12 protein-coding genes and 2 tRNA genes are annotated in these 20,675 nt (G+C 48.4%); 8 read left to right on the top strand and 6 right to left on the bottom strand.

The window, feature by feature from the left end; translation table 11 throughout:
- Entirely contained in the window at positions 1-1,026 is a 1,026-nt protein-coding gene (locus K0036_RS00990; RefSeq protein ID WP_220430496.1) for a sensor histidine kinase, read from the bottom strand.
- A 10-nt stretch (positions 1,027-1,036) separates the two neighbouring features.
- Positions 1,037-2,650, bottom strand: coding sequence for a response regulator transcription factor (locus K0036_RS00985; protein WP_220430495.1), 1,614 nt, complete (start codon positions 2,648-2,650; stop codon positions 1,037-1,039).
- A 320-nt stretch (positions 2,651-2,970) separates the two neighbouring features.
- On the opposite strand from K0036_RS00985, the gene K0036_RS00980 reads away from it, so the two are divergent.
- From K0036_RS00980 to aroE, 7 genes are all read left to right on the top strand, one after another.
- Positions 2,971-5,583, top strand: a complete 2,613-nt coding sequence (locus K0036_RS00980; RefSeq protein ID WP_220430494.1) for a hypothetical protein — start codon at positions 2,971-2,973, stop codon at positions 5,581-5,583.
- Positions 5,584-5,766: 183 nt separating this feature from the next.
- Positions 5,767-9,573: a PAS domain-containing protein gene (locus K0036_RS00975; protein ID WP_220430493.1), complete on the top strand. Its 3,807-nt coding sequence runs from the start codon at positions 5,767-5,769 to the stop codon at positions 9,571-9,573.
- Positions 9,574-9,748: 175 nt separating this feature from the next.
- Positions 9,749-11,254, top strand: coding sequence for a catalase (locus tag K0036_RS00970; RefSeq protein ID WP_173694332.1), 1,506 nt, complete (start codon positions 9,749-9,751; stop codon positions 11,252-11,254).
- 127 nt (positions 11,255-11,381) lie between these two features.
- Complete coding sequence (locus tag K0036_RS00965; protein ID WP_025646067.1) at positions 11,382-11,999, top strand: TrkA C-terminal domain-containing protein; 618 nt, start codon at positions 11,382-11,384, stop codon at positions 11,997-11,999.
- Between the two features lie 41 nt (positions 12,000-12,040).
- A complete protein-coding gene (locus K0036_RS00960) occupies positions 12,041-13,900 on the top strand; it encodes a glycine betaine ABC transporter substrate-binding protein (protein ID WP_025646069.1) in 1,860 nt (619 codons plus the stop codon).
- 18 nt (positions 13,901-13,918) lie between these two features.
- Complete coding sequence (locus K0036_RS00955; protein ID WP_220430492.1) at positions 13,919-15,100, top strand: quaternary amine ABC transporter ATP-binding protein; 1,182 nt, start codon at positions 13,919-13,921, stop codon at positions 15,098-15,100.
- A 126-nt stretch (positions 15,101-15,226) separates the two neighbouring features.
- Positions 15,227-16,096, top strand: a complete 870-nt coding sequence (gene aroE, locus K0036_RS00950; protein WP_220430491.1) for a shikimate dehydrogenase — start codon at positions 15,227-15,229, stop codon at positions 16,094-16,096.
- A gap of 12 nt (positions 16,097-16,108) precedes the next feature.
- On the opposite strand, the gene K0036_RS00945 is transcribed toward aroE, so the two are convergent.
- Entirely contained in the window at positions 16,109-16,984 is an 876-nt protein-coding gene (locus K0036_RS00945) for a LysR family transcriptional regulator (RefSeq protein WP_220430490.1), read from the bottom strand.
- Between the two features lie 363 nt (positions 16,985-17,347).
- The gene (locus K0036_RS00940) at positions 17,348-18,814 is read right to left on the bottom strand and encodes an ISLre2 family transposase (protein WP_220429927.1); all 1,467 of its coding nucleotides are present in this window, start codon (positions 18,812-18,814) and stop codon (positions 17,348-17,350) included.
- Positions 18,815-19,003: 189 nt separating this feature from the next.
- On the opposite strand from K0036_RS00940, the gene K0036_RS00935 reads away from it, so the two are divergent.
- Positions 19,004-20,179: a Gfo/Idh/MocA family protein gene (locus K0036_RS00935; RefSeq protein WP_220430489.1), complete on the top strand. Its 1,176-nt coding sequence runs from the start codon at positions 19,004-19,006 to the stop codon at positions 20,177-20,179.
- Between the two features lie 129 nt (positions 20,180-20,308).
- On the opposite strand, the gene K0036_RS00930 is transcribed toward K0036_RS00935, so the two are convergent.
- A tRNA-Cys gene (locus K0036_RS00930) sits at positions 20,309-20,379 on the bottom strand.
- A gap of 29 nt (positions 20,380-20,408) precedes the next feature.
- Positions 20,409-20,480: transfer RNA gene (locus K0036_RS00925), tRNA-Glu, on the bottom strand.
- Positions 20,481-20,675 lie beyond the last annotated feature (195 nt).

Below are 20,675 nucleotides of genomic sequence, written 5' to 3'. Positions count from 1 at the left end.
TCAACTCATATATTCCTCAATCTGATATAGAAGCGGCATCGATATATGCACCTGTGTCCCGACTCCCAGGTCGCTGACGATCACCATGTACGCCGCATCCCCCCAGTACAGTTTCAGCCTCTTTTTAATATTCCTGATGGCAACGCCGTTATGCCGCCGTCCTCCTGTCTCGGAGGATTCCTCTTCTTCTCCGTCTTCATAATCCCGATTCAACTCGTCTACCTTCTCCTGGGACATTCCCAGACCATCATCCGCAACATTAATCTTCAGGCTGGAATCCGCTGCAGTGATATGTATCTTGATATTTCCCTCTCCCATCTTAAGTTCCAGTCCATGATAGATGGCGTTCTCGATCACCGGCTGAAGGAGCAGTTTGGGAATGTAGCAGTTCTCTACCTGGCCCTCTTCTACATCATGGTACACTATCTGACAGGATATCTTGTCCCCGAACCGGTTCTTCTGTATATTAAAATAGTTCATGCTGTTCTTTAACTCATCTTTCAGGAATACGAATGTCTCTCTCCTGCTGATGTTATAGCGGAAATAATTGGCCAGGGACGCCGTCATGTCCGCAATCTTCCTGTCACCGTTAAGTAAAGCCTCTCCTCGTATGACTTCCAGCGTGTTATAGAGGAAATGCGGATTGATCTGGTCCTGAAGGTTATTAATCTCGGCATTCTTCATCAATATCTCCGCGTTCTTCTGCTTAATGGCCATAGAATCCAGGGAGGAGATAATGCTTTTAATCTCCCGGAGCATGTCGTCATCTTCTTTGATCTGCTCATGGTTCAGATCCCTGATGATCTGCTCCAGCCGAAGGTTGGGCTTGTAGATGCTTCGGTAGAAGACCGTATAATAACCTGTCCCCAGCGCAATCTCCGCCAGAATAACGAACAGGCGCAGATACCGGCTTTCTATCATGCCGGTCATCAGAATCGCCGAGGCAATCACCAGAAGCAGGTAGATGAGCACTCCTGCCAGGATGATTTTCTTTATCTTCTTCGATGAATATTTTCTCTTATCCATGTCTTCCCCTTTATGAATACAGTTTTCTATATTCGGACGGCTTAAGCCCTACCTGCTTGGAGAACTGCTTGCTGAAATACCTGGCATCTTGATATCCCGACTGGTGCGCGATCTCGCCGATGCTTAGATTCGTCTCCACCAGAAGCCGGCTTGCCTGCTTCACTCTGCAGAGAATCAGATACTCCGAGTAAGTCATGCCCGTCTCCTTCTTAAATACGGAACTTAGATACGAGGCATTCATATCCACCAGTTCCGCCAGCTGGCCAAGACTGATCTCCTCCATATAATTTTCTTCGATATACTTCTTTATTTCCCGGATTGGCTTGATATCTTTTGACTTCTTTTCCTCCGCTGCATATTCCAGCGTCTCTCTGATCAGATCTTCCGTAACAGCCAGGAGCATCTTCTCGCTTCTGATGTTGTCTGTGCTTACATTCCATTTTTTCAGGTTTCTTTCATATTCCTCGCTGTACAAGTCCTGCTGCTTGCAGTAATCGGTCAGCAAATCTACGTATGCGATCAGGATGTCGAAAAACAGAATGGGTGAATAGCTGCCGCCACTATATCTGATCTCTCTGAGCGTAGCGGCCAGACATTCCTGGGCGCCTCTGATATCGCCTGATACCACCTTAGACAGGTAGGCCTGCTTCTTACCCTCTGTCACGATCTTATCAATATCATAGGGCTCGAACTGATAATTCTCCAGATAAATGATATTGGTATTGCTGATCCGGATCCGATACTTGATCGCGTCAATGGCCGTCTGAAGGCAGAGATTGGATTCCAGGAAATGATCCATCTTGCGGCCTACCCCAAGTACCACAGAGAACCCTTCGAACCGGTCTATATATTTCTTAATCTCCTCATACATCTCTTCTATCTTCTTCCTGACCAGCGCCTCCTGCTCGAACTTATAATTCACCAAGGTAATAATCCCCGAATGCATCTCTGTGGTAATATGCTCCTCGCACACGTCCCCCAGAATATCGGTATATTTCTCCAACTTTTCGATCATAGAGCCGATGCTTTCTTCCTCCCCTCCATCTGTATCAACCTTGATAAATACCGCCTGGAACACGCCTTCTTTAAAACTGGTGCTGTATTCCTGGTTAATGCTGTTGCAGTCGGCAATCTTCCTGCTTTCCTGCTCTCCGAACAGCATGGAAGTCAGGAACCGTTTCTTCATCTTATCCCGAGTCTCCTGAATCTCCAATTCCAGCTGGTTCCGGTAATGATCATGCTGCTTTCTGCTTAGAATGGCATCCTTGATCTCTTCTGCGATTTCCTGAAGCTTATCCTCCTCGATCGGTTTTAAAAGATAATATTTGACGCCGTACTTCATTGCATTCTGCGCGTACTCAAACTGCTTAAAGCCGCTGATCATAACGAATTCTGCCTCTATCCCGGCCTCCTTCGTCCTTTTTATCAATTCGATGCCGTCATATCCCGGCATTCGGATATCAGATATGATGACGTCCGGCTGTTCCTTTCGGATCATTTCATAGGCATCCACCCCAGTGTATGCCATCCCTACAATCTCGTACCCCAGCGCATTCCAGTCAAGCAATTGGGATATCAAGGAACATATCATCTTCTCATCATCTGCTATCAATACTTTTAACATACCATTCACCCGCCCCTGACTCATTAATAAACCGATAACTACTTTATAATAGTTTATTCTTTACTAAATGTCGAAAGATGTCAAGCATCCATTGTTACATTCCCCTGACCACAATTGTACAATTCTAATAAACAAAAAAATGATTTATGTAAAATTCTATCAAAAATTCGTCATTTATTACACAATTTTTCGTCATTATTGTTGACAAATCAGAAAGTCAAGAATATGATGAAGGAAGGGAGCAGATTATTGTTTTATTGACGGTATCGCAGATACGGTTAAGCAATAGTCAAAATAATATAATACAGGGGGAATACATAATGAAAAGACATGGCCGGGTATTGGCGGTTCTGACCGCTTTGATCCTGACTGCTAATCTTGCGTTTACTTGTTATGCGCAGGAAAATTCTGACGGCTCGTCAGAAAGTACAGGGGAAAAATCAAACGAGACGATAACGATTACAGGCGGCATCGAAACCAGGGATCCACAGGAAGATCCGGGTGAGGCAGATGAGACGGAAGTTACAGAAGAGCCACAGGCAGCGCCAGCGGACGGCGATGTGCCGGAAGGAACATCCGACGCTTTTTTGGCGGTACCAGCATCTGAAGAGGTGGCTTCAAACGACCTGCCGCTTATTTTAGAGGGAAATACTTTATATACTTACGGCGTTCCGGTCGTCATCAAAAAAGATGACTCTGACCAGAAGGCCTATATTTATGACGGTTCTGGCAATGAAAAGCTGATTGCAACGCCAGTAGGTTCTTTGACCATCTACGGCGGCGGCAAGAATGAGCCGGTAAATGGGGATGTCAATATCGTAGTTGACAGCGTAAACATAGGAACTATCTACGGCGGCGGATATTCTGACGGGACAGGCAATGCAGATGTAAATGGCAGCGTTTCTATCACTGTCAAAGGAAATGCCGATGCCTCCAAGGTATACGGGGGCGGATATGCCGTTGGCAAGTCCGGGAACGCCAGTGCCAATGTTACCGGCAGTGTTTCTATAGATATTTCTGCAATTCCTGTTGGCAACCATGGTAATATCTATGGAGGCGGTTCCGCCGTTGCCAGCGGGGCTTATGATGCCTCCGCCAATGTGGGGTCATCCAGCACTTCCATATGCGGTCGGACTTACTCCGTCCGGGGCGGCGGTTCGGCTTCCGTAACAGGGGGAGCCTCCGGCAATGCCACGGCAGACGTAAAAGGAGCGGTACAGATTCAGTTATCTCAGGTAGATATCCGGGAGGTCTACGGCGCAGGCTCTGCAAATACCAGTTCAACCGCGGCCGGAGGCAGCGCCCAGGCGAATGCTGAATCCGTCGATATCCAGGTGGATGGCAATGAGATGATGATGTTATATGGAGGCGGTTCCGCATCTGGTTCTTCTGTTGCCAATGTATCCGGAAAGGTTTCTATTGATATAAAAAATTGTTCCAGCCTATATGGATACACCATTGGTGGCGGCGATGCCAGCAGTGGCGGCAAGGCAAATGTCGGCGAGACTGCCATCCATATTACGAATTCTGTAACACCTGTGGAACAACAGTTTGGCAGTTGGGTAGCCGCGGCAGTATACGGCGGCGGCACGGCGAATGGAAGCGGATCTCAGGCCAATGTGGCAGGAAGCATTAGTCTGGCAATCAGCGAAGGCGATACCGGAGCCATAACTGGCAACATCTACGGTGGCGGCGATGCCAGCAAGGGAGGTTCTGCCAAGGCCGGTTCCATCCATATTGCCCTAGATGATATAAGCGGTTACTTCTGTGAAGAAATGGGCGACGGCGGCACGCAGTGCTATCCTTCTATATGGGCCGGCGGATGCAGTGACGGAGCCGAAGGAAGCAAGACTGGCGGGGACAGCACAGCCGTCACGCTTACTTCCGCTACCGCAGAGCATATCTGGGGAGGAGCGGAGAATTCCAGCAATCCGGAAGCCATCAGCGGTAGTTCCACTCTGATACTGAACGACAGCGCCGTAACCGAAACGGTTACCTGTTTTGACAGCATTACATTGAATCAGCCGCTTCATATCACGGCATTTCTCGGAAAGCAGGACGGCGTGCCTACGCAATTGATCGATAACGGCATCAAGGCCGGCGATATCATCGTATCCTGCGATGATACAGATTCTGACACAGGATGGTTCTCCCTTAAGGACGGGGAACTGGACTATGAAGTAACGGATACGCAATCCATCTGGAGGATCAAGAAAGTTCCCGGACCGGACACCGACTTCGAAGTCCACGTTGACGCTTCCACGCCCGATGTCAAAGTATCGGTGAATAATTCTGCTCAGATGGCAGAACATCTTCTGGACGATACTGACCGGCAGGATATCAGCGCCGGGAATACCATCGGCTTCCACTTGCGCATGAAGGAACTGGAGGCAGTCGATGATACATTGGCCGAGGCAGTGCAAAATGCCCTGGCCGAGGATCAGGTACTGGCTTTACATTTGGATATCAATCTATTTAAGATAAGAAACGGCGCTGAGACACAGCTTAGCGAGGCCTCCGCGCCAATACGCCTTACAATCCAGATCCCGGAGAAGTTCCGGGAAGGCCTGGATGACTCGGAGGAACTGGTATTCTCTGTTATCCGCGTCCATGAGCAGGAGGATGGAACGCTAAAGACGGATATTCTTAGCGATCTGGATAACGACGATTCTACGATCACCATTGAGACAGACAAGTTCTCGCTTTACTCTTTGGCCTATAAGAAGCAGGCAAAGAGCGAAGGCAATCATGGCGGTAATGGAAATGGAGGCGGCCAGGACGGCAGTTCTTCATCGGCCCAAAATACCAGCGGCGGTTCTGCAAATGCCAGGGCGGCCAAGACCGGGGATACCGCAAGACAGAATGAGTATGGCTTGCTCGCGGCAGCATCGCTGGCGGCTCTCATCCTGCTATCACGTAAAAAATTCAAATAATCCAGCCTAATCCAGCGCGTAAAATGCAGTTCGTTCTTCCACTGCATTTTACGCGCTGATTCATGTCAGGAAATCACCAAAAGCGCATTCCCACATTGAGTTTTTAAATTGCCTGGCTTATAATGGTAATAAATATCTACAAGGGGGACAATCTCTGTATTTGACCCGGAAAGAGGTGGAAATATGATTCAGTCAGGCAAGGCAGCCGAAGTGGTTCAGGAATTCCTTCATGCATACCTGGTTCAGCGGAATATAGAACGTGCATTAAAATGCCTCACAGAGGACATCCATTGGAATGGAAAGGATCTGGTGATCCAGGCATTGCGGGCCACATTCTCTCAAGTCCCGTACTCCTGCCGGATCGAATATGACGACATCCGGGAAACCTCTATCGCGGCTCACTGTGCCGTAGTTCTCCTTGCCGCCTCTGTATTCCCGGATGTTCCCGGTGCCGATGCGCTCAGGTTTGAGGTCACCGCTACCTGTGTCGAGGAAGGCGGACTATACCGGATCGCCTCCATCCATGCCTCCGCCCCGGATGCCTTGCAGGAAGAGGCTAAGTTCTTTCCTTCTTCTTCTATCGGCCGTGCCGAACTGGACCGTCAGCTTGGCTTTAGGGCGCTGGACATTCTTGGAAAGAGTATTCCCGGCGGCATGATAGGCGGATATCTGGAGCCAGGCTTTCCTCTCTACTATGTCAATGACTTCCTTCTGTCCTATCTGGGCTATACCTATGATGAATTTAACCGTGCCATTAATGGCATGGTTATTAACTGCATCCATCCGGATGACCGTAAGGCTGTGGACGAGCAGGTTGCGAAGGCATTTTCGGAGGGCAGTGCCTATGAGATTCAATACCGCATGAAAAAGAAGAATGGGGATTATATCTGGGTGAATGATATTGGCAAAAAGGGACTTTCCGAAGATGGACGTAAGGTCTGCATAAGCGTTATCCGTGATATCTCTTTGGAGGTAGAATCCAGGGAGGGATTAGAACGGCAGGCCCGGAGGTACAACCACCTCTTCGAGTCTGTTCTCTGCGGCATCGTCCAGTATAAGCTGACGCCCCAGGGAGTCATATTTATCAATGCGAACCGGGAAGCCATCCGTATCTTCGGATACACGCCGGAAGAATTCTGGGCCAAGAAGAACTGGGATCTCACGGCCCTTATCGCCAGTGAAGACCGGGTCCGCATCCTTAAAGAGATCGAGACCCTCCAAGCTCCAGGAGATAAGAGTCCCTATGAATACCGCCTCCTTCAAAAAGGCGGTACCCCCTTGTGGATCATCGGCAGCGCGGAGGTCATTCTGGATATTGACGGAGAACAGGTGATCCAAAGCGTATTTCTTGACATTGACAGCCGAAAAAGGGCAGAACTGAGCAACCGGCGCTTATCCGAACAGCTTGAGGCCAGCAACGAGATTCTCCATCTGGCACTGGAACATACCACAACCTGCGAGTTCTACTACTACCCCCAAACCCGGGAGTGCCTTGTTCCGCCACGCACCTGCTCTATCTATCATTGTCAGGAAAGGTATGGCAATATGCCCTATGATTTTGCCACTGACCAGGTGGATCCCGCGTATCATGAGGCCTTCTATAAAATGTATGAGTGCATAAGCCAGGGGGAGCGGACTTCATCTTGTGAATTTCTGGCGCAAGACGGCGTTTATTGGTGCCGGGTAACCCTTTCTGTCATACTTGCCAATGAAGACGGCTCTCCTCAGCTGGTCATCGGTATTACAGAAAATATTACCCACCAGAAGGAGATAGAGGCAGCGCTGATAAAAGCCCGCTCTCAGGATGAACTGACCGGCCTTTATAATAAGGAAAGCGGCATCCAGATGGTAAAAAATTACCTGGCGCACAGGCCAGCCGATGAGCATGGGGTAATGATGCTGCTTGACATGGATAATTTCAAAGAAATCAACCAGAAGGAAGGCAATGTATTTGCCGATGCCCTCCTTCTGGAGGTTGCTGACATTCTCCGTGCCGAATCCCCCCAGGACAGTATTTCCATGCGCCTGGGCGGGGATGAATTCATGTTCTTTGTCAAGAACAGTAATAAGGCCCAGGCCTCCGTCATCGGACCCAGAATTGCCCGCCAGGTACAGAGTATCCTGGCAGCTCCGGAAAAGGATATTCACGTATCCGTCAGCATCGGCATGTGCAGCACGGAAGTGACGGGTGAGTATCATGCGCTCTACCGCTGTGCGGAGAGTACCTTGAAATATGTCAAAGAACATGGAAAGGGACAGGCTGCCTGCTATCTGGATACGTCCAATGAACTTGGAGTGTTCCTGACCCAGCTGTATACGGACGAGCATCCTGTCAATGCCATCGAGCCGGATATCCCGCAGCCCAAGGGCGACTTTGTCGCTTTTGCGCTGGATCTTCTTGGCAAGGCAAAGAACCTGGATGACGCGGTCTTCCTGCTGCTTTCCAGGATCGGCAAATTATATCATTTTGACCGGGTATCCATTATCGAAGCCAATCCTTCTTACCTAAGCTATCACTTCTCTTACCAGTGGGCACGCAGCCGGGAGGATCTGCAGCTTGGGTGCAACTTTTATGCTGCTGCGGAGGATTTTGACGCCTGCGCCACTATGTACGATGAAGAAGGCCTTGCGGACCACAATGTGAAGGAAGGAATCTCCCGCTTCCCTTCCTGTCTCCACGCAGGTATATGGAACTATGGGGAATATGCGGGATCCATGAGTTTTGAAGTGGATCGTGAGAATTACCAATGGACCCCTGAGCAGCGGAAATTGTTAAAAGAGATGGTTAAGATTGTTCCTTCCTTTATCATGAAGTCCAAAGCGGATGCCGTAAGCCAGGCCAAGACAGATTTCCTCTCCAGAATGTCCCATGAGATCCGTACGCCCATGAACGCGATCAGCGGCATGACCACGATTGCCAAAAGCGTGCTGTCGGATCGCGAAAAGACTCTGGACTGCCTGGAGAAGATCGAATCGGCCAACACCTATCTGCTTGGCCTTATCAATGATATATTGGATATGTCCCGCATCGAAAGCGGCAAATTGGAACTCAACTATGAAACCGTGGATCTCTCCCATCTATTATCAAGCCTGGAATCCTTGTTCCGGGCCCAGGCCACGGAGAAGGGGCTTTTGCTGCGGATTGAGGACATGCGTGTTACGGACAGATGCCTCATCGCCGACAGCCTCCGCTTGAACCAGGTGCTGGTCAATATCATCGGCAACGCAATCAAGTTTACCAGCCAAGGCTCTGTCACCTTGCGTGTGGAGGAATTAGAGACTTCGCCAAAGAGCGTGCTCAAGTTTTCTGTCCAGGATACCGGCATCGGCATCGAAGCTTCCGCAATGGAGCGGATCTTCAACGCCTTCGAGCAGGCAGATTCCCGCACTGCCTCCCTCCATGGGGGCACAGGGCTTGGACTGTCTATTTCCCGGAGCCTGGTACAGATGATGGGTGGTACGCTGGAAGTTCAAAGCCAGGTAGGCAAGGGCTCCCTATTTTACTTTACCCTTTCCTTCGAATATGCTCTGGCTTCGGCCTCTCCTATGGCCAACAGTAGTAAAAAGCCATCGGCGGCGCTTCCTGACTTCCATGGCTATAGAATCCTTCTGGCAGAGGACAATGAACTGAACCAGGAGATTGCCCAGACAATTCTTGAGATGAATGGATTTACCGTATGCTGTGCAAATGATGGGAGGAAGGCCCGGGATCTTTTTGTCAGCCACGCGCCCGGATACTTTGATGCAATCCTTATGGATATCCGGATGCCGGTAATGGATGGCCTGGAATCGACCCGATGCATCCGCACCTCCGGCCGCCCGGATGCACGTACGATCCCGATATTGGCGCTGACTGCCAATGCCTTTGACGAGGACTTGAAGAAATCCATGGAAAGCGGCATGAACGGCCATCTCTCCAAACCAATCCAGGTGGAAGAACTGCTGGAGCTTCTAAGCAAATGTATCCGCCGGAATTCTACCGGATCATAGGCCACGCATCTGTCCCTATATAGAATGCCAATCGTATCAATAAAAAACTTACGGCGCGTTACACAGCCCAGTAATGCGCCGTAAGTTTTTTATTGACATTTTTCTCCAAAAGGAATATGATAATTATAATAACTATTATTGTTTTTGGATTCATAATTACAGAAGGAGGAACACTATGGATAATAAAAAATTAACCAATGAAGTCGGCGCTCCCATAGCGGAAAACGAGAATTCACTGACCGCCGGCCCCCGTGGCCCGGTGGCATTGCAGGACGTCTGGCTTCTTGAGAAGCTGGCGCATTTTGACCGTGAAGTAATTCCTGAGAGAAGAATGCATGCAAAAGGCTGGGGCGCGTATGGCACATTTACCGTAACCCACGATATCACCAAGTGGACCAAAGCGAAGGTATTTGAGCCCGGCAAGAAGACGGATGTCTTTGTTCGGTTCTCCACGGTTGCCGGGGAGCGCGGGGCTGCGGATGCGGAACGTGATATCCGCGGGGTTGCCTGCAAGTTCTACACGGAAGAAGGCAACTGGGACCTGGTAGGCAACAATACGCCAACCTTTTTCCTGCGGGATGTACATAATTTCCCGGACCTTAACCGGGCAGTAAAGCGGGACCCGCGTACAGGCATGCGCTCGGCCCAGAATAACTGGGACTTCTGGACGCTGCTTCCGGAGACCTTCCATCAGACCACCATCGTAATGTCCGATCGAGGCATCCCTGCCACATTCCGGCATATGCATTTCTATGGCGAGCATACCTTCAGTTTCTACAATGCCGCCAATGAACGGGTATGGTGCAAGTTCCACTTCCACACCCAGCAGGGCATCAAGAACCTGACGGATGAGGAGGCTGAAAAAATTATCGCTATGGATCGCGAGAGCCATGGGCGGGACTTATATGAATCCATTGAAAAGGGCGATTATCCACGCTGGACAATGTATGTCCAGATCATGACGGAGGAACAGGCCAGGAAGCATTATGAGAATCCATTCGACATTACGAAGATCTGGCGCCATAAGGAATATCCGCTCCATGAAGTAGGGGTACTGGAACTGAACCGCAATCCGGAGAACTATTTTGCAGAGGTAGAGCAAGCCGCATTTACGCCGGCCCATGTCGTACCGGGCATCGGCTTCTCGCCGGACAAGTTCCTGCAGGGCCGCCTCTTTGTATACGGCGATGCTCAGCGCTATCGTCTCGGCGTTAACTACAACCAGATTCCTGTAAACCAGGCCAAATGCGAAGTGCATGACTACCATCGGGATGGGCTTATGCGTACGGACGGCAACTATGGCGGAGCGCCCGCCTATTCTCCTAACAGTGCCGGAGACTGGGCCGCCCAGCCGGATGTGATGGAGCCGCCGCTTGATCTGTCAGGCGCGCTTTATGCGTATGACCCCAAGGATGATCCAACCGACGACTGCTTCCGGGCAGGCGGAGAACTGTACCGTCTGATGACCGAAGAGAAGAAGGCGCTGCTGATAGAGAATACGGCACGCAACATCGCGCCGGTAACCGACAACGTAAAATACCGCCATGCCGTTCACTGCTATCTGGCAGACGAGGATTACGGCCGCCGCATAACCGAGGCCATGGGGCTTGACTTTGGGAAGGTAAAAGAACTATCTGCCCTGTCACACAGCGAATTGGTAAAAGCAACCTTGAATCCATAAGTTCAATATTCAGGGAGGCAGGAGCATAGGACTCCTGCCTTCTTTTCGTCCTATGCGCTTGACATCCGACAACCTTTACATTAAAATAAGGTTGTCAGTATGTATATTTCAAGGAGAACAGCAAGCAATGAAACTTTCGACGAATGTACCTGTCTATGCGCAGGTCGCTTATGATATTGCCTCCCAGATCGCAAACGGAAAACTAAAGGAAGGACAGCGTCTTTCAGGACGTACCATTCTCAGTTCCCAGTATGGCGTATCTTCCGAGACGATACGCCGGGCTATGAATCTTCTGGCTAACATGAACGTAGTGGATATCCGCCAGAATGTAGGCGTAACCGTGGCATCTAGAACGCTCGCTATCGAATACGTGGAACAATACGGGATCGATAATGATCTTCGCGGATTGAAAGAACGGCTCAAGACTCTGACGCTTCAGAGAAATAAGCTGAACGAAGAGATCAGCAGCCTTTTTGAAAAAATCATGGCGCTGGAAGAACGTTTCCAGCACAGCGACCAGCTAAGGACTTATGAGTTTCCAATCCAGCCAGGCAGCGAGGCTGTCGGAAAGACGATTGGAGAACTAAAGTTCCGCCAGAAGACAGGCGGCACCATAGTCGCTGTCCGCGAGGATGGGGAAATCCAGTTTTCTCCCGGCCCGCAGACACTGCTTCATGAAGACACAATCATTGTAGTGGCATGTAACGCTGCCAATCTCAGTTATGTGTCCGAACTTGTCCGCTGACTCCTGCACGTTATTTATATCTTCATGGGAGGGCATTGGATATGAAAAAAATCTTGTTACTTTTTGCAGTCTTATCGTTATCAGCAATGACGCCTGTAACTATGGTATCTGCCGCAGATGAAAAGAAGGAAATCGTCTTCGCGGACGTGGGGTGGGATTCCATAGAATTGAACAATGCCATTGCAGGCCTGATTGCAGAAGAAGTCTTCGGCTACACCTGGTCAGAGGTTCCAGGCTCTACGCCAATCACCCATGAAGCCTTAATGAATAATGAGATCGATGTACACATGGAAGAATGGACGGATAATATCACCACTTATCAGGAAGATCTGTCTGCCGGAAAATTTACGGAATTAGGGGTCAACTTCGATGACAATTATCAGGGACTCTATATTCCCGCGTATGTAGCAAAAAAATACCCGGACCTTAAGACCGTTAAGGATCTGGCAAAATATCCGGAACTATTTGCGGATCCGGAGGATCCCGGGAAGGGGATTATCTACGGCGGGATTCCCGGATGGCAAGTTACCGAGATCATGCAGAAGAAAATCAATGCTTATGGTCTGAATCAATACTACAACTATGTCATTCCCGGAAGCAATCCCGCTCTTGATTCCGTCATCACTTCCGCCTGGGATAAGAAGACGCCTTTCGTAGCCTACTACTGGGAGCCTACCTGGCTGATGGGGAAATACGACCTTGTGCTGCTTGAGGACAGTCCTTATGATGCTGCCACCTTCCAGGACGGCATCGGCGCCTGCCCGGCAGTCACGGTTACGGTAGCGGCAAGCAACGAATTTACCAAGTCTAATCCTGATTTCTGCAAATTTCTCTCTAAATACCACACAGGTTCCAAATTGATCAGCGAAGGGCTTGCTTATATGCAGGACCATAAGGCAGACCACTCCCAGGCCGCCAGATGGCTGCTAAAGCAGCACCCTGAATTGATCGAAGAATGGCTGACGCCCAAGCAGGCTAAGACTATGGCTTCCAGCCTTCAGAATGGGGCGAATAAGAAAGGGACTGACTGGCTTAGCGGATTTCCTTTCGTACATAAGCCCAATACCGATGCCATCGATAATGCAGTCCGCCACTTTGCGGTTTCCGCAGAGCCTGTCCTTGAGAAGATCCAGGCCCTGCTTGGCGGAATGGTCAACGGATTCAAATGGCTGTTGGAGCACATTCCCTGGTTCTTATTCCTGATTCTGGTATTCCTTGCGGGATGGCGCGCAAAAGGAAGGCTTCGAACCGGCGTCCTGTATGCCGCGATCCTAAGCCTGGTAGGCATAGTGGGATTTTGGGATGAGATGATACTCACCCTCTCCATCGTGCTTGCCAGCGTCGTGCTTGCCCTTCTTCTGGGACTCCCTATCGGAATACTGATTTCTAACTCGCCACGTGCCAATCGCATCGTGCGTCCCATTCTGGACACGATGCAGACCATGCCCGTATTCGTATATCTGATTCCCGCCCTGCTTCTTTTCGGGCTTGGAAATGCTTCCGCAGTCATTGCAACCGTCATCTATGCCATAGTCCCCGTCATCCGCCTGACCAGCCTTGGCATCCGCCAGGTAGACAAGGAAGTGGTGGAGGCCGCGCGGTCTTTTGGCTCTACCAGATGGCAGACACTATTTAAGGTGCAGATTCCACAGGCAATCCCGACTATTTTGACCGGCGTGAATCAGACCTTGATGATGGCCATGGCAATGGTCGTGACCTGCTCCATGATCGGGGCCCGGGGTCTTGGAATGGAAGTCTTGAATGCGGTAAACCGTACGGAGATCGGCCGGGGTCTGATAGCCGGAGGCTGCGTGGTCATTCTGGCAGTCGTGATAGACCGTCTGACGCAGGGATGGTTCACCAGAAGCAAGACAGAGTCAGAAGCCAAGAGTGAAGAATAGCGAGGGAGGATGATGAATATGGAATGCAAAGACACTGTATTTGAAGTACAGCATGTAACGAAGCTATATGGCCTTAACAAGCCGGAGGCATCACATATGATGAGCAATGGAAGCACGAAAAAAGAAGTGCAGAAGAAAACCGGCGTTTCTGTGGCACTGTGGGATATCAATATGAAGATTCCCAGAGGCCAGATCTTCGTGATCATCGGCCTGTCCGGCTCAGGCAAATCCACCCTGGTAAGATGCTTTAACCAACTAAATAAGCCGACCTATGGACATATCCTTTTTGAAGGAAAGGATCTTGCAGACCTTTCGAAAAAAGAACTCCTTACATTCCGCAGGGAAAAAATCTCCATGGTCTTCCAGTCCTTCGGCCTTATGAGCCACCGGGACGTGCTCGGCAATGTGGCTTATGGGCTGGAGGTTAAAGGCATTCCAAAAGCGCATCGGGAAGAAAAGGCCATGGAAGTTATCTCTATGGTAGGGCTCAACGGCTGGGAGCGCCAGTCCTGCGCAAGCCTCTCCGGCGGTATGCGGCAGCGCGTAGGCATCGCCCGCGCCCTTGCCAATGACCCGGACGTGCTTCTGATGGATGAGCCCTTCTCCGCCCTTGATCCGCTGGTACGCCAGGACATGCAGTTTGAACTGCTGCAGATTCAGCGCAAACTGAAAAAAACCGTCATTTTCATCACGCACGACATTGATGAAGCCTTCAAGCTGGGGGATATGGTCGCAATCATGAAAGACGGAAAACTGATCCAGACGGACACGCCGGAACAGATGAGCGCGCATCCCGCTGATGAATACGTAGAAGCCTTCATCAACAATGCCGATAAATCCAAGGTTCTAAGCGTCCACAACATCATGATAACGCCAAAGGCCCTGATTAAGGAAGATGACGGCGTAGACCATGCCATCCGGGTGATGAAGAAGAACGAACTCTCTACCGTATATGTGGTGGATGCCAGCCTCCAGCTAGCCGGTATTCTTACCATCGCCGACGCAATCGAGGCCAAAAAGAACAGCCTCTCCATTCGTTCCGTTATCCATAAGGATGTCCCCACGGTAGATACGGATGCGCTTGTTGGGGATATCATGGGATTGGCGGCAGAAACAGCTTACCCGATCGCGGCAGTCGGCAAGGATGGACAGTTAAAAGGAATCGTAACCAAGGCCAAGGTGCTTTCTTCCCTGGCATAACCCGATTCAGCACTTCTATAACAATAATGTTATCAATTCGTACATTTTTGCAATTTGATTTTGATACAGGCAAATGGTATCTTGAACAGTAGAATGAACGATAGCATAAAGGAGGTACTATTTGAGATGAGTGTAGATGTGACGGCTAAAACAAAGTTGCTGGGAGTACTCGGAACCCCCATTGAGCACAGCAGTTCGCCAAAGATTCACAATACGGCGTTTGAAGCGCTCGGACTGGACTATGAATACCTTGCATTTGACGTCGGGCCGGAAACGCTCGGGCAGGCAATCGAGGGACTGAGGGCGCTCGGAGCCAGGGGATTCAGCGTCACCATGCCAAACAAGCAGATTGCGGCCCAGTATCTGGATGAGGTCAGCAAGGAGGGCAGACTCAGCGGTTCAGTGAACTGTGCGCTGAACGAAGATGGCCGGCTGAAAGGTTACAATACGGATGGATATGGATTTATGGAAACGCTTAGAAGCAATGGCGTTACCATCGAAGGTGCCAAGATGACTCTGATCGGAACGGGAGGCGCAAGCGCTGCCATCTGCACCCAGGCAGCTGTGGACGGCATGCGGGAAATCGCGCTGTTCGGGATTAAGGACCCTACGTTTGAGAGCGGGCGCAGGCTGGCCGAAAGACTGAATGAATCTACGGAATGCAAAGTAGAGGTGCTGGAACTGTCTGACGAAGAACTTCTCAGAAAGCATGTGGCGCAAAGCGATGTCCTCGGAAATGCAACGCCTGTAGGAATGGGGAAAATGGAAGGAAAGAGCCCGGTGAATGATACGAGTCTCTTCCGTCCGGGACTGGCAGTCATGGATGTAATCTACAATCCCAGAAAGACGAGATTTCTTGAAATGGCTGAGCAAAACGGCTGCACGATTATGAACGGGCAGAACATGCTCCTCTTCCAGGGTGCCAAAAGTTTTCACATATGGACAGGCCGAAAGATGCCGCTGGAACTTGTAAGGCCGATCGTGGAAGGACATTGAGAAGGGAATGGTCTATCTTTTTGTCTCTTCCAGTAGAAACCGGTAAAATTTACCGGCAGCTGGAGTAAAACTGTGCCCCTTTGAGGTTGCCATGTAAAATACGCGGTACAAAGGTTCCGGTCCAAAAGGAATCAGTTTCACGTCGTAATGCTCCAGCATTTTATTTTTAGGGATTATGGCAATCCCAAGATTGATGGATACAAGGGCGGCAGCGGCGTGATCCTCCTCCACTCGGCTGGATACGCTTGGAGTGATGCTGGCTTTTTTCAACTGCTGCTCCACGAAGCTTGTCTTGTCCAGCGGAAGGATAAAGTCATAGCAGGCCGCCTCCTTTAAGGTCACGGTATGCTTTCTCGCAAGCGGATGATGCCTGGAGACCATAAGTACATATTCCTGCCTCGTGATCGGACGCAGCTCGACGAGGGGTTCATCTTCTACGTAAGAACAGAATCCCACATCGCAGCTGCCTTCTTTTATTTTTCTAATAATATCTCTGGAATTCCCCTGGTAAAAATGAAAGTGTATATTCTTATTCTCCGGGGCGTCCAGAAATTTCTTCACCAGATGCGGGACAAAGGACGGGCTCAGCGCATAGATGAAAGCAAAGTCAATCGTTCCCTGCCCTGGATCAATGAACTCTTTTAATACGGACACTCCTTGGTCGATCTCTCCTACGCCGCGGCTGACATGATCTAAAAATATTTCCCCCTGCTTTGTGAGAATAATGTTGCGCCCCTGCTTTTCAAACAGCGGGGTTCCAAGTTCTTTCTCCAGCTGGGCTATCATTCTGCTCAGAGAAGGCTGGGCTATCTGGAGTTCCTCCGAAGCACGGGAATAATGAAGGGTACGGGAAAGCGTGCAGAAGGCACGCAGCTGATTCAGATTCATATGGCTCCTCCTTAATTAGAATTATCATAACACAAATGTTATAAATTATAAAGATAAATGAAATTGTATAGGCTGCGTAAATTTATCTTCGGAAAAATTGGTGTAGAGTCCACCCACGATGCTCTGATAAAGTATCAGGCAATGACTTGTGGTTTAACTATACTATTTTTGCGTATCACAAGCAAGCCCGATTTTAAGCGGGCACCCTATGGCTTATTCCTCTTGGGTGTTCTTTTGACCGAAGGTTTCCAGTTGTCAATGCTGCTTCGCACCGCATTGCGGCTATGGTATTGACAACTGGAAATACTTCGGTCTATTTGTAATCAGGAGGAATAAGCCTCTTTCTCACATTTCATGTGCTTCTTATAAGCCCCAGATATGACTGTTGAAATACATTTTCTTTTTGCTTTGTAATGATATACTGTGACTAATTGTTTCCGCATATTTTCCTAGTTCGCCATGGCGGTCTCTCTCTGATGATATTATCTGGGCACTGCTTAGAAGATTATATTCTTCTGCTCCAGCAGCTTTCGGAATCTCTTTTTCCTGAAAACGTACAAGTTCCAGCATATCTCCACCATTGTAATAATAAGCCCTGAGTCTAGCCATGTTTGTTGCACCAATAACACTCCAGCCTAATGGGCGTGAACTCATTCGACTTGAAAGAACATGACTTACATGACCTTCCGTACTACTCCCTTTTACACCATCTTTATGTTTTAATCTGCGCTTTGCGGCACTCCAGTTACACAGTATATATTCTCTGGCTTTTTCCATTCGCTCTAGCCCTGCATTCGGGTATTCTTCTAACCTATCAACCAATTTTATAAAGTCTGCTTTTGTTTGACTTCGTATACAGTCTCTCAGTTCCTGTTTTGCATCATCCTTTGTATCTTTCATGTGGCTTGTGAGTTTCGTTAAATATGTTTCCAGATGAAATCCATCCAGTACGTGAATTGCTCCTTCAATTCGCTTAATACCTGCCATTATCCAAGCCCCGCCATCTGAGTTTACATATATTTTCTTTACTTTGCTTAAGTCATAATGGCTGTCTAAATATTCATACACTTCGTCCCAGAATCTGTGATTTTCCTCGCCAGTGTTTACACCACAGAAATAGTAAGGATTTACCAACCGGTACCTGTGACTCTTAGGAGCTTCTCTTTCAGTTCCTTCATACACGTAGATTAACTTTGTAATTAAGCAGTTGTTTTTCTGATTATTATCGTTCCTTATCAAATCGCCCTTATGTTCGCGAAATTGCAGGGATACATGGTCTTCATCAGCATCAATATATAGATAATCGACCACCTTCTTTATTTTTGGTTTCTCTGCATTTTTAGGAAATTTCAATTCATGGATTTTGTTTTTCACAGTCTGTTTTGTTACATCAGTAGTTAAACTGGCAGCTTCCCCTCCACGACGATATGAGGTTTGCACAGCCTCCTCTAGCAGTTTTGCCTCTGCATCTTCAGTCATTCTTTCCTTTGGTTCGAGTCCGATTATCTTATCTAGCAGATATTCACTTTTTCCTGTCTCCCGATTTTTAAATAATGTTTTAGCAAACTGCACATCTCCGAGAGACGTTGTGAGTTGCTTTGTATCATGAGCTTCTACAACCCAGTTTTTCTTACGAATGGGACTTTCCTGAAGCATTTGATCCATAGACTCCAGCGATTCTTTAATCATTTCCAGACCAAGCTTGTGTAATTCATCTGTTACGCCAAGAACATACTCTGCTATCTTTGTTGGCTCTTTCATAAAATCATCTACAAGTTTTTCAAATTTTTTAATGCATTCTTCCTCAAAATATTTTATACTTTTAATCATAGAGGACACCTCCCTTTGTGTGTATTTTTGCTTGTCGGCCTAAATACTTTATCACAAAGTGGTGTCCTCTTTTAATTTCTATTTCATTTTTCCGAGTAAAATTTTACGCTAGCAAATTGTATATGCACTTCGTTAATTTTATACTTATCTCAGATGTGAAGAACCTGAAAATAAAAAACGGAGGACAATATGATGAAATCAATTGGTGTGGCGGTAATCGGATGCGGATTTGCCGGAAATTTTCATTCAAACGCATGGGTAAAGGTTAATTATCTGGATATCAAGCTGAAAGCCGCGGTTGACAGCCAGATCGAGCGCGCGGAATCATTGAAGGAGAAGTGGAATTATGAATATGCAACGGCGGATTACGAGAAAGTACTTTCCGACCCGGAAGTGGATATTATTGACATTACGCTTCCCCCGTTTCTCCATCTGCCTTTTGCCTATAAGGCAATGGAGGCAGGCAAGCATGTTATCTGCGACAAGCCTCTGACCGGGTATTTTGGAGATGAGACGGATGAGAAGCCGGTGGGGGACAAAGTTTCAAAAGCGAAAATGTATGAAAGAATTTTAAAAGACCTCAAGGAGGCAAAAGAGAAAATAGGAAACAGCGACAAACTCTTTATGTATGCGGAAAACTATATTTATTCCCCTGCCATTGTAAAGGCAGCGGAAATTCTGAGAAAGAAAAAAAGCCGCGTGATCTATATGAACGCAGAATGCAGCGTTCACGGATCTACCTCGCCGCTGTCCAAAGACTGGAGTCTCGTAGGAGGCGGCAGCATCATGCGTCTTGGCTCTCACCCGATTGCTGGCGTGCTGTATCTGAAACAGGTGGAGTCCGAGATACGCGGCTATAAGATCAAGCCAGTAAGCGTCGTCGCGGATACTGGAAGAATTGTAGCCGATTTCCCGGAAGAAGATAAGAAGCATATCCTGAGTAAATTTAATGATGTGGAAGATTTCGGACATATCACGCTTACCTTCTCCGACGGCACAAAAGCAGTTATACTAAGTTCCGAACACTATATGGGGGGAATTCAGAATCATATTAATCTCATCACAAATGACGGAGTTCTCGAGTGCCTCATGACGCCTCCAAATAACATGAGAAGTTTCTTTATGGACGATGAGGGACTGGATGACGTCTATATCTCCGAGAATCTGAAGTGTAAAACCGGCTGGAACAATGTGTTTGTGGCGGAGGAGACATTAAGAGGCTACACAGCGGAATTACAGGCGTTTGCTGAGGATGTGGCCTATAACAGAGAGCCTGAATCAGGAATCGATATCGCGCTGGAGACAACAAAGATTATGTATGCCGCATATCTTTCCGCCGAGAAAGGCAGAAGAATTGAACTTTAAATAGAGCGCCAGGATGAAAGGACGTACTATTTTTAGAAAAAAAACTGGCAACGCGATGTCATTTAATCATGCATCTCGTTGCCGGCTCTTTTTTAAGTTTGTTAGATATTAATTTTCGTCTTATCAAAAAGGCGCCAACCAGAATCGAACTGGTGATAGAGGTGTTGCAGACCTTTGCCTTACCGCTTGGCTATGGCGCCATTCTATATATAAAGCGCTTTCGCGCAAATGACTCCGACGGGAATCGAACCCGTGTTACCGCCGTGAAAGGGCGATGTCTTAACCGCTTGACCACGGAGCCATATCTTGCTTATCCTTAAGCGTGACCGAGATATATGTTATCATAATCCGCTAGAATTTGCAACTCCTTTTTTTATTTTTCTCCAATAAAATGTAAAAATTATCTGACAGGATATTCGGCTTATATGGGCTATCCGTTGACAAACTGGCTTAAATCCGCTATGTTGAATAGGTACATTCAACCGAATATCAAAGG

This window comes from [Clostridium] scindens (assembly GCF_019597925.1).
Lineage (GTDB): Bacteria > Bacillota > Clostridia > Lachnospirales > Lachnospiraceae > Clostridium_AP.
Note: the sequence above shows the minus strand (reverse complement) of the source record. Positions and strands in the feature narration are given on the sequence as shown.

What these genes read in the sequence shown, in the direction of transcription:
- aroE (WP_220430491.1), top strand. Translation starts at nt 15,227, where the DNA reads ATGAGTGTAGATGTGACGGCTAAAACAAAGTTGCTGGGAGTACTCGGA.
- K0036_RS00975 (WP_220430493.1), top strand. Translation starts at nt 5,767, where the DNA reads ATGATTCAGTCAGGCAAGGCAGCCGAAGTGGTTCAGGAATTCCTTCAT.
- K0036_RS00970 (WP_173694332.1), top strand. Translation starts at nt 9,749, where the DNA reads ATGGATAATAAAAAATTAACCAATGAAGTCGGCGCTCCCATAGCGGAA.
- K0036_RS00940 (WP_220429927.1), bottom strand. Translation starts at nt 18,814, where the DNA reads ATGATTAAAAGTATAAAATATTTTGAGGAAGAATGCATTAAAAAATTT.
- K0036_RS00985 (WP_220430495.1), bottom strand. Translation starts at nt 2,650, where the DNA reads ATGTTAAAAGTATTGATAGCAGATGATGAGAAGATGATATGTTCCTTG.
- K0036_RS00965 (WP_025646067.1), top strand. Translation starts at nt 11,382, where the DNA reads ATGAAACTTTCGACGAATGTACCTGTCTATGCGCAGGTCGCTTATGAT.
- K0036_RS00980 (WP_220430494.1), top strand. Translation starts at nt 2,971, where the DNA reads ATGAAAAGACATGGCCGGGTATTGGCGGTTCTGACCGCTTTGATCCTG.
- K0036_RS00945 (WP_220430490.1), bottom strand. Translation starts at nt 16,984, where the DNA reads ATGAATCTGAATCAGCTGCGTGCCTTCTGCACGCTTTCCCGTACCCTT.
- K0036_RS00935 (WP_220430489.1), top strand. Translation starts at nt 19,004, where the DNA reads ATGATGAAATCAATTGGTGTGGCGGTAATCGGATGCGGATTTGCCGGA.
- K0036_RS00955 (WP_220430492.1), top strand. Translation starts at nt 13,919, where the DNA reads ATGGAATGCAAAGACACTGTATTTGAAGTACAGCATGTAACGAAGCTA.
- K0036_RS00990 (WP_220430496.1), bottom strand. Translation starts at nt 1,026, where the DNA reads ATGGATAAGAGAAAATATTCATCGAAGAAGATAAAGAAAATCATCCTG.
- K0036_RS00960 (WP_025646069.1), top strand. Translation starts at nt 12,041, where the DNA reads ATGAAAAAAATCTTGTTACTTTTTGCAGTCTTATCGTTATCAGCAATG.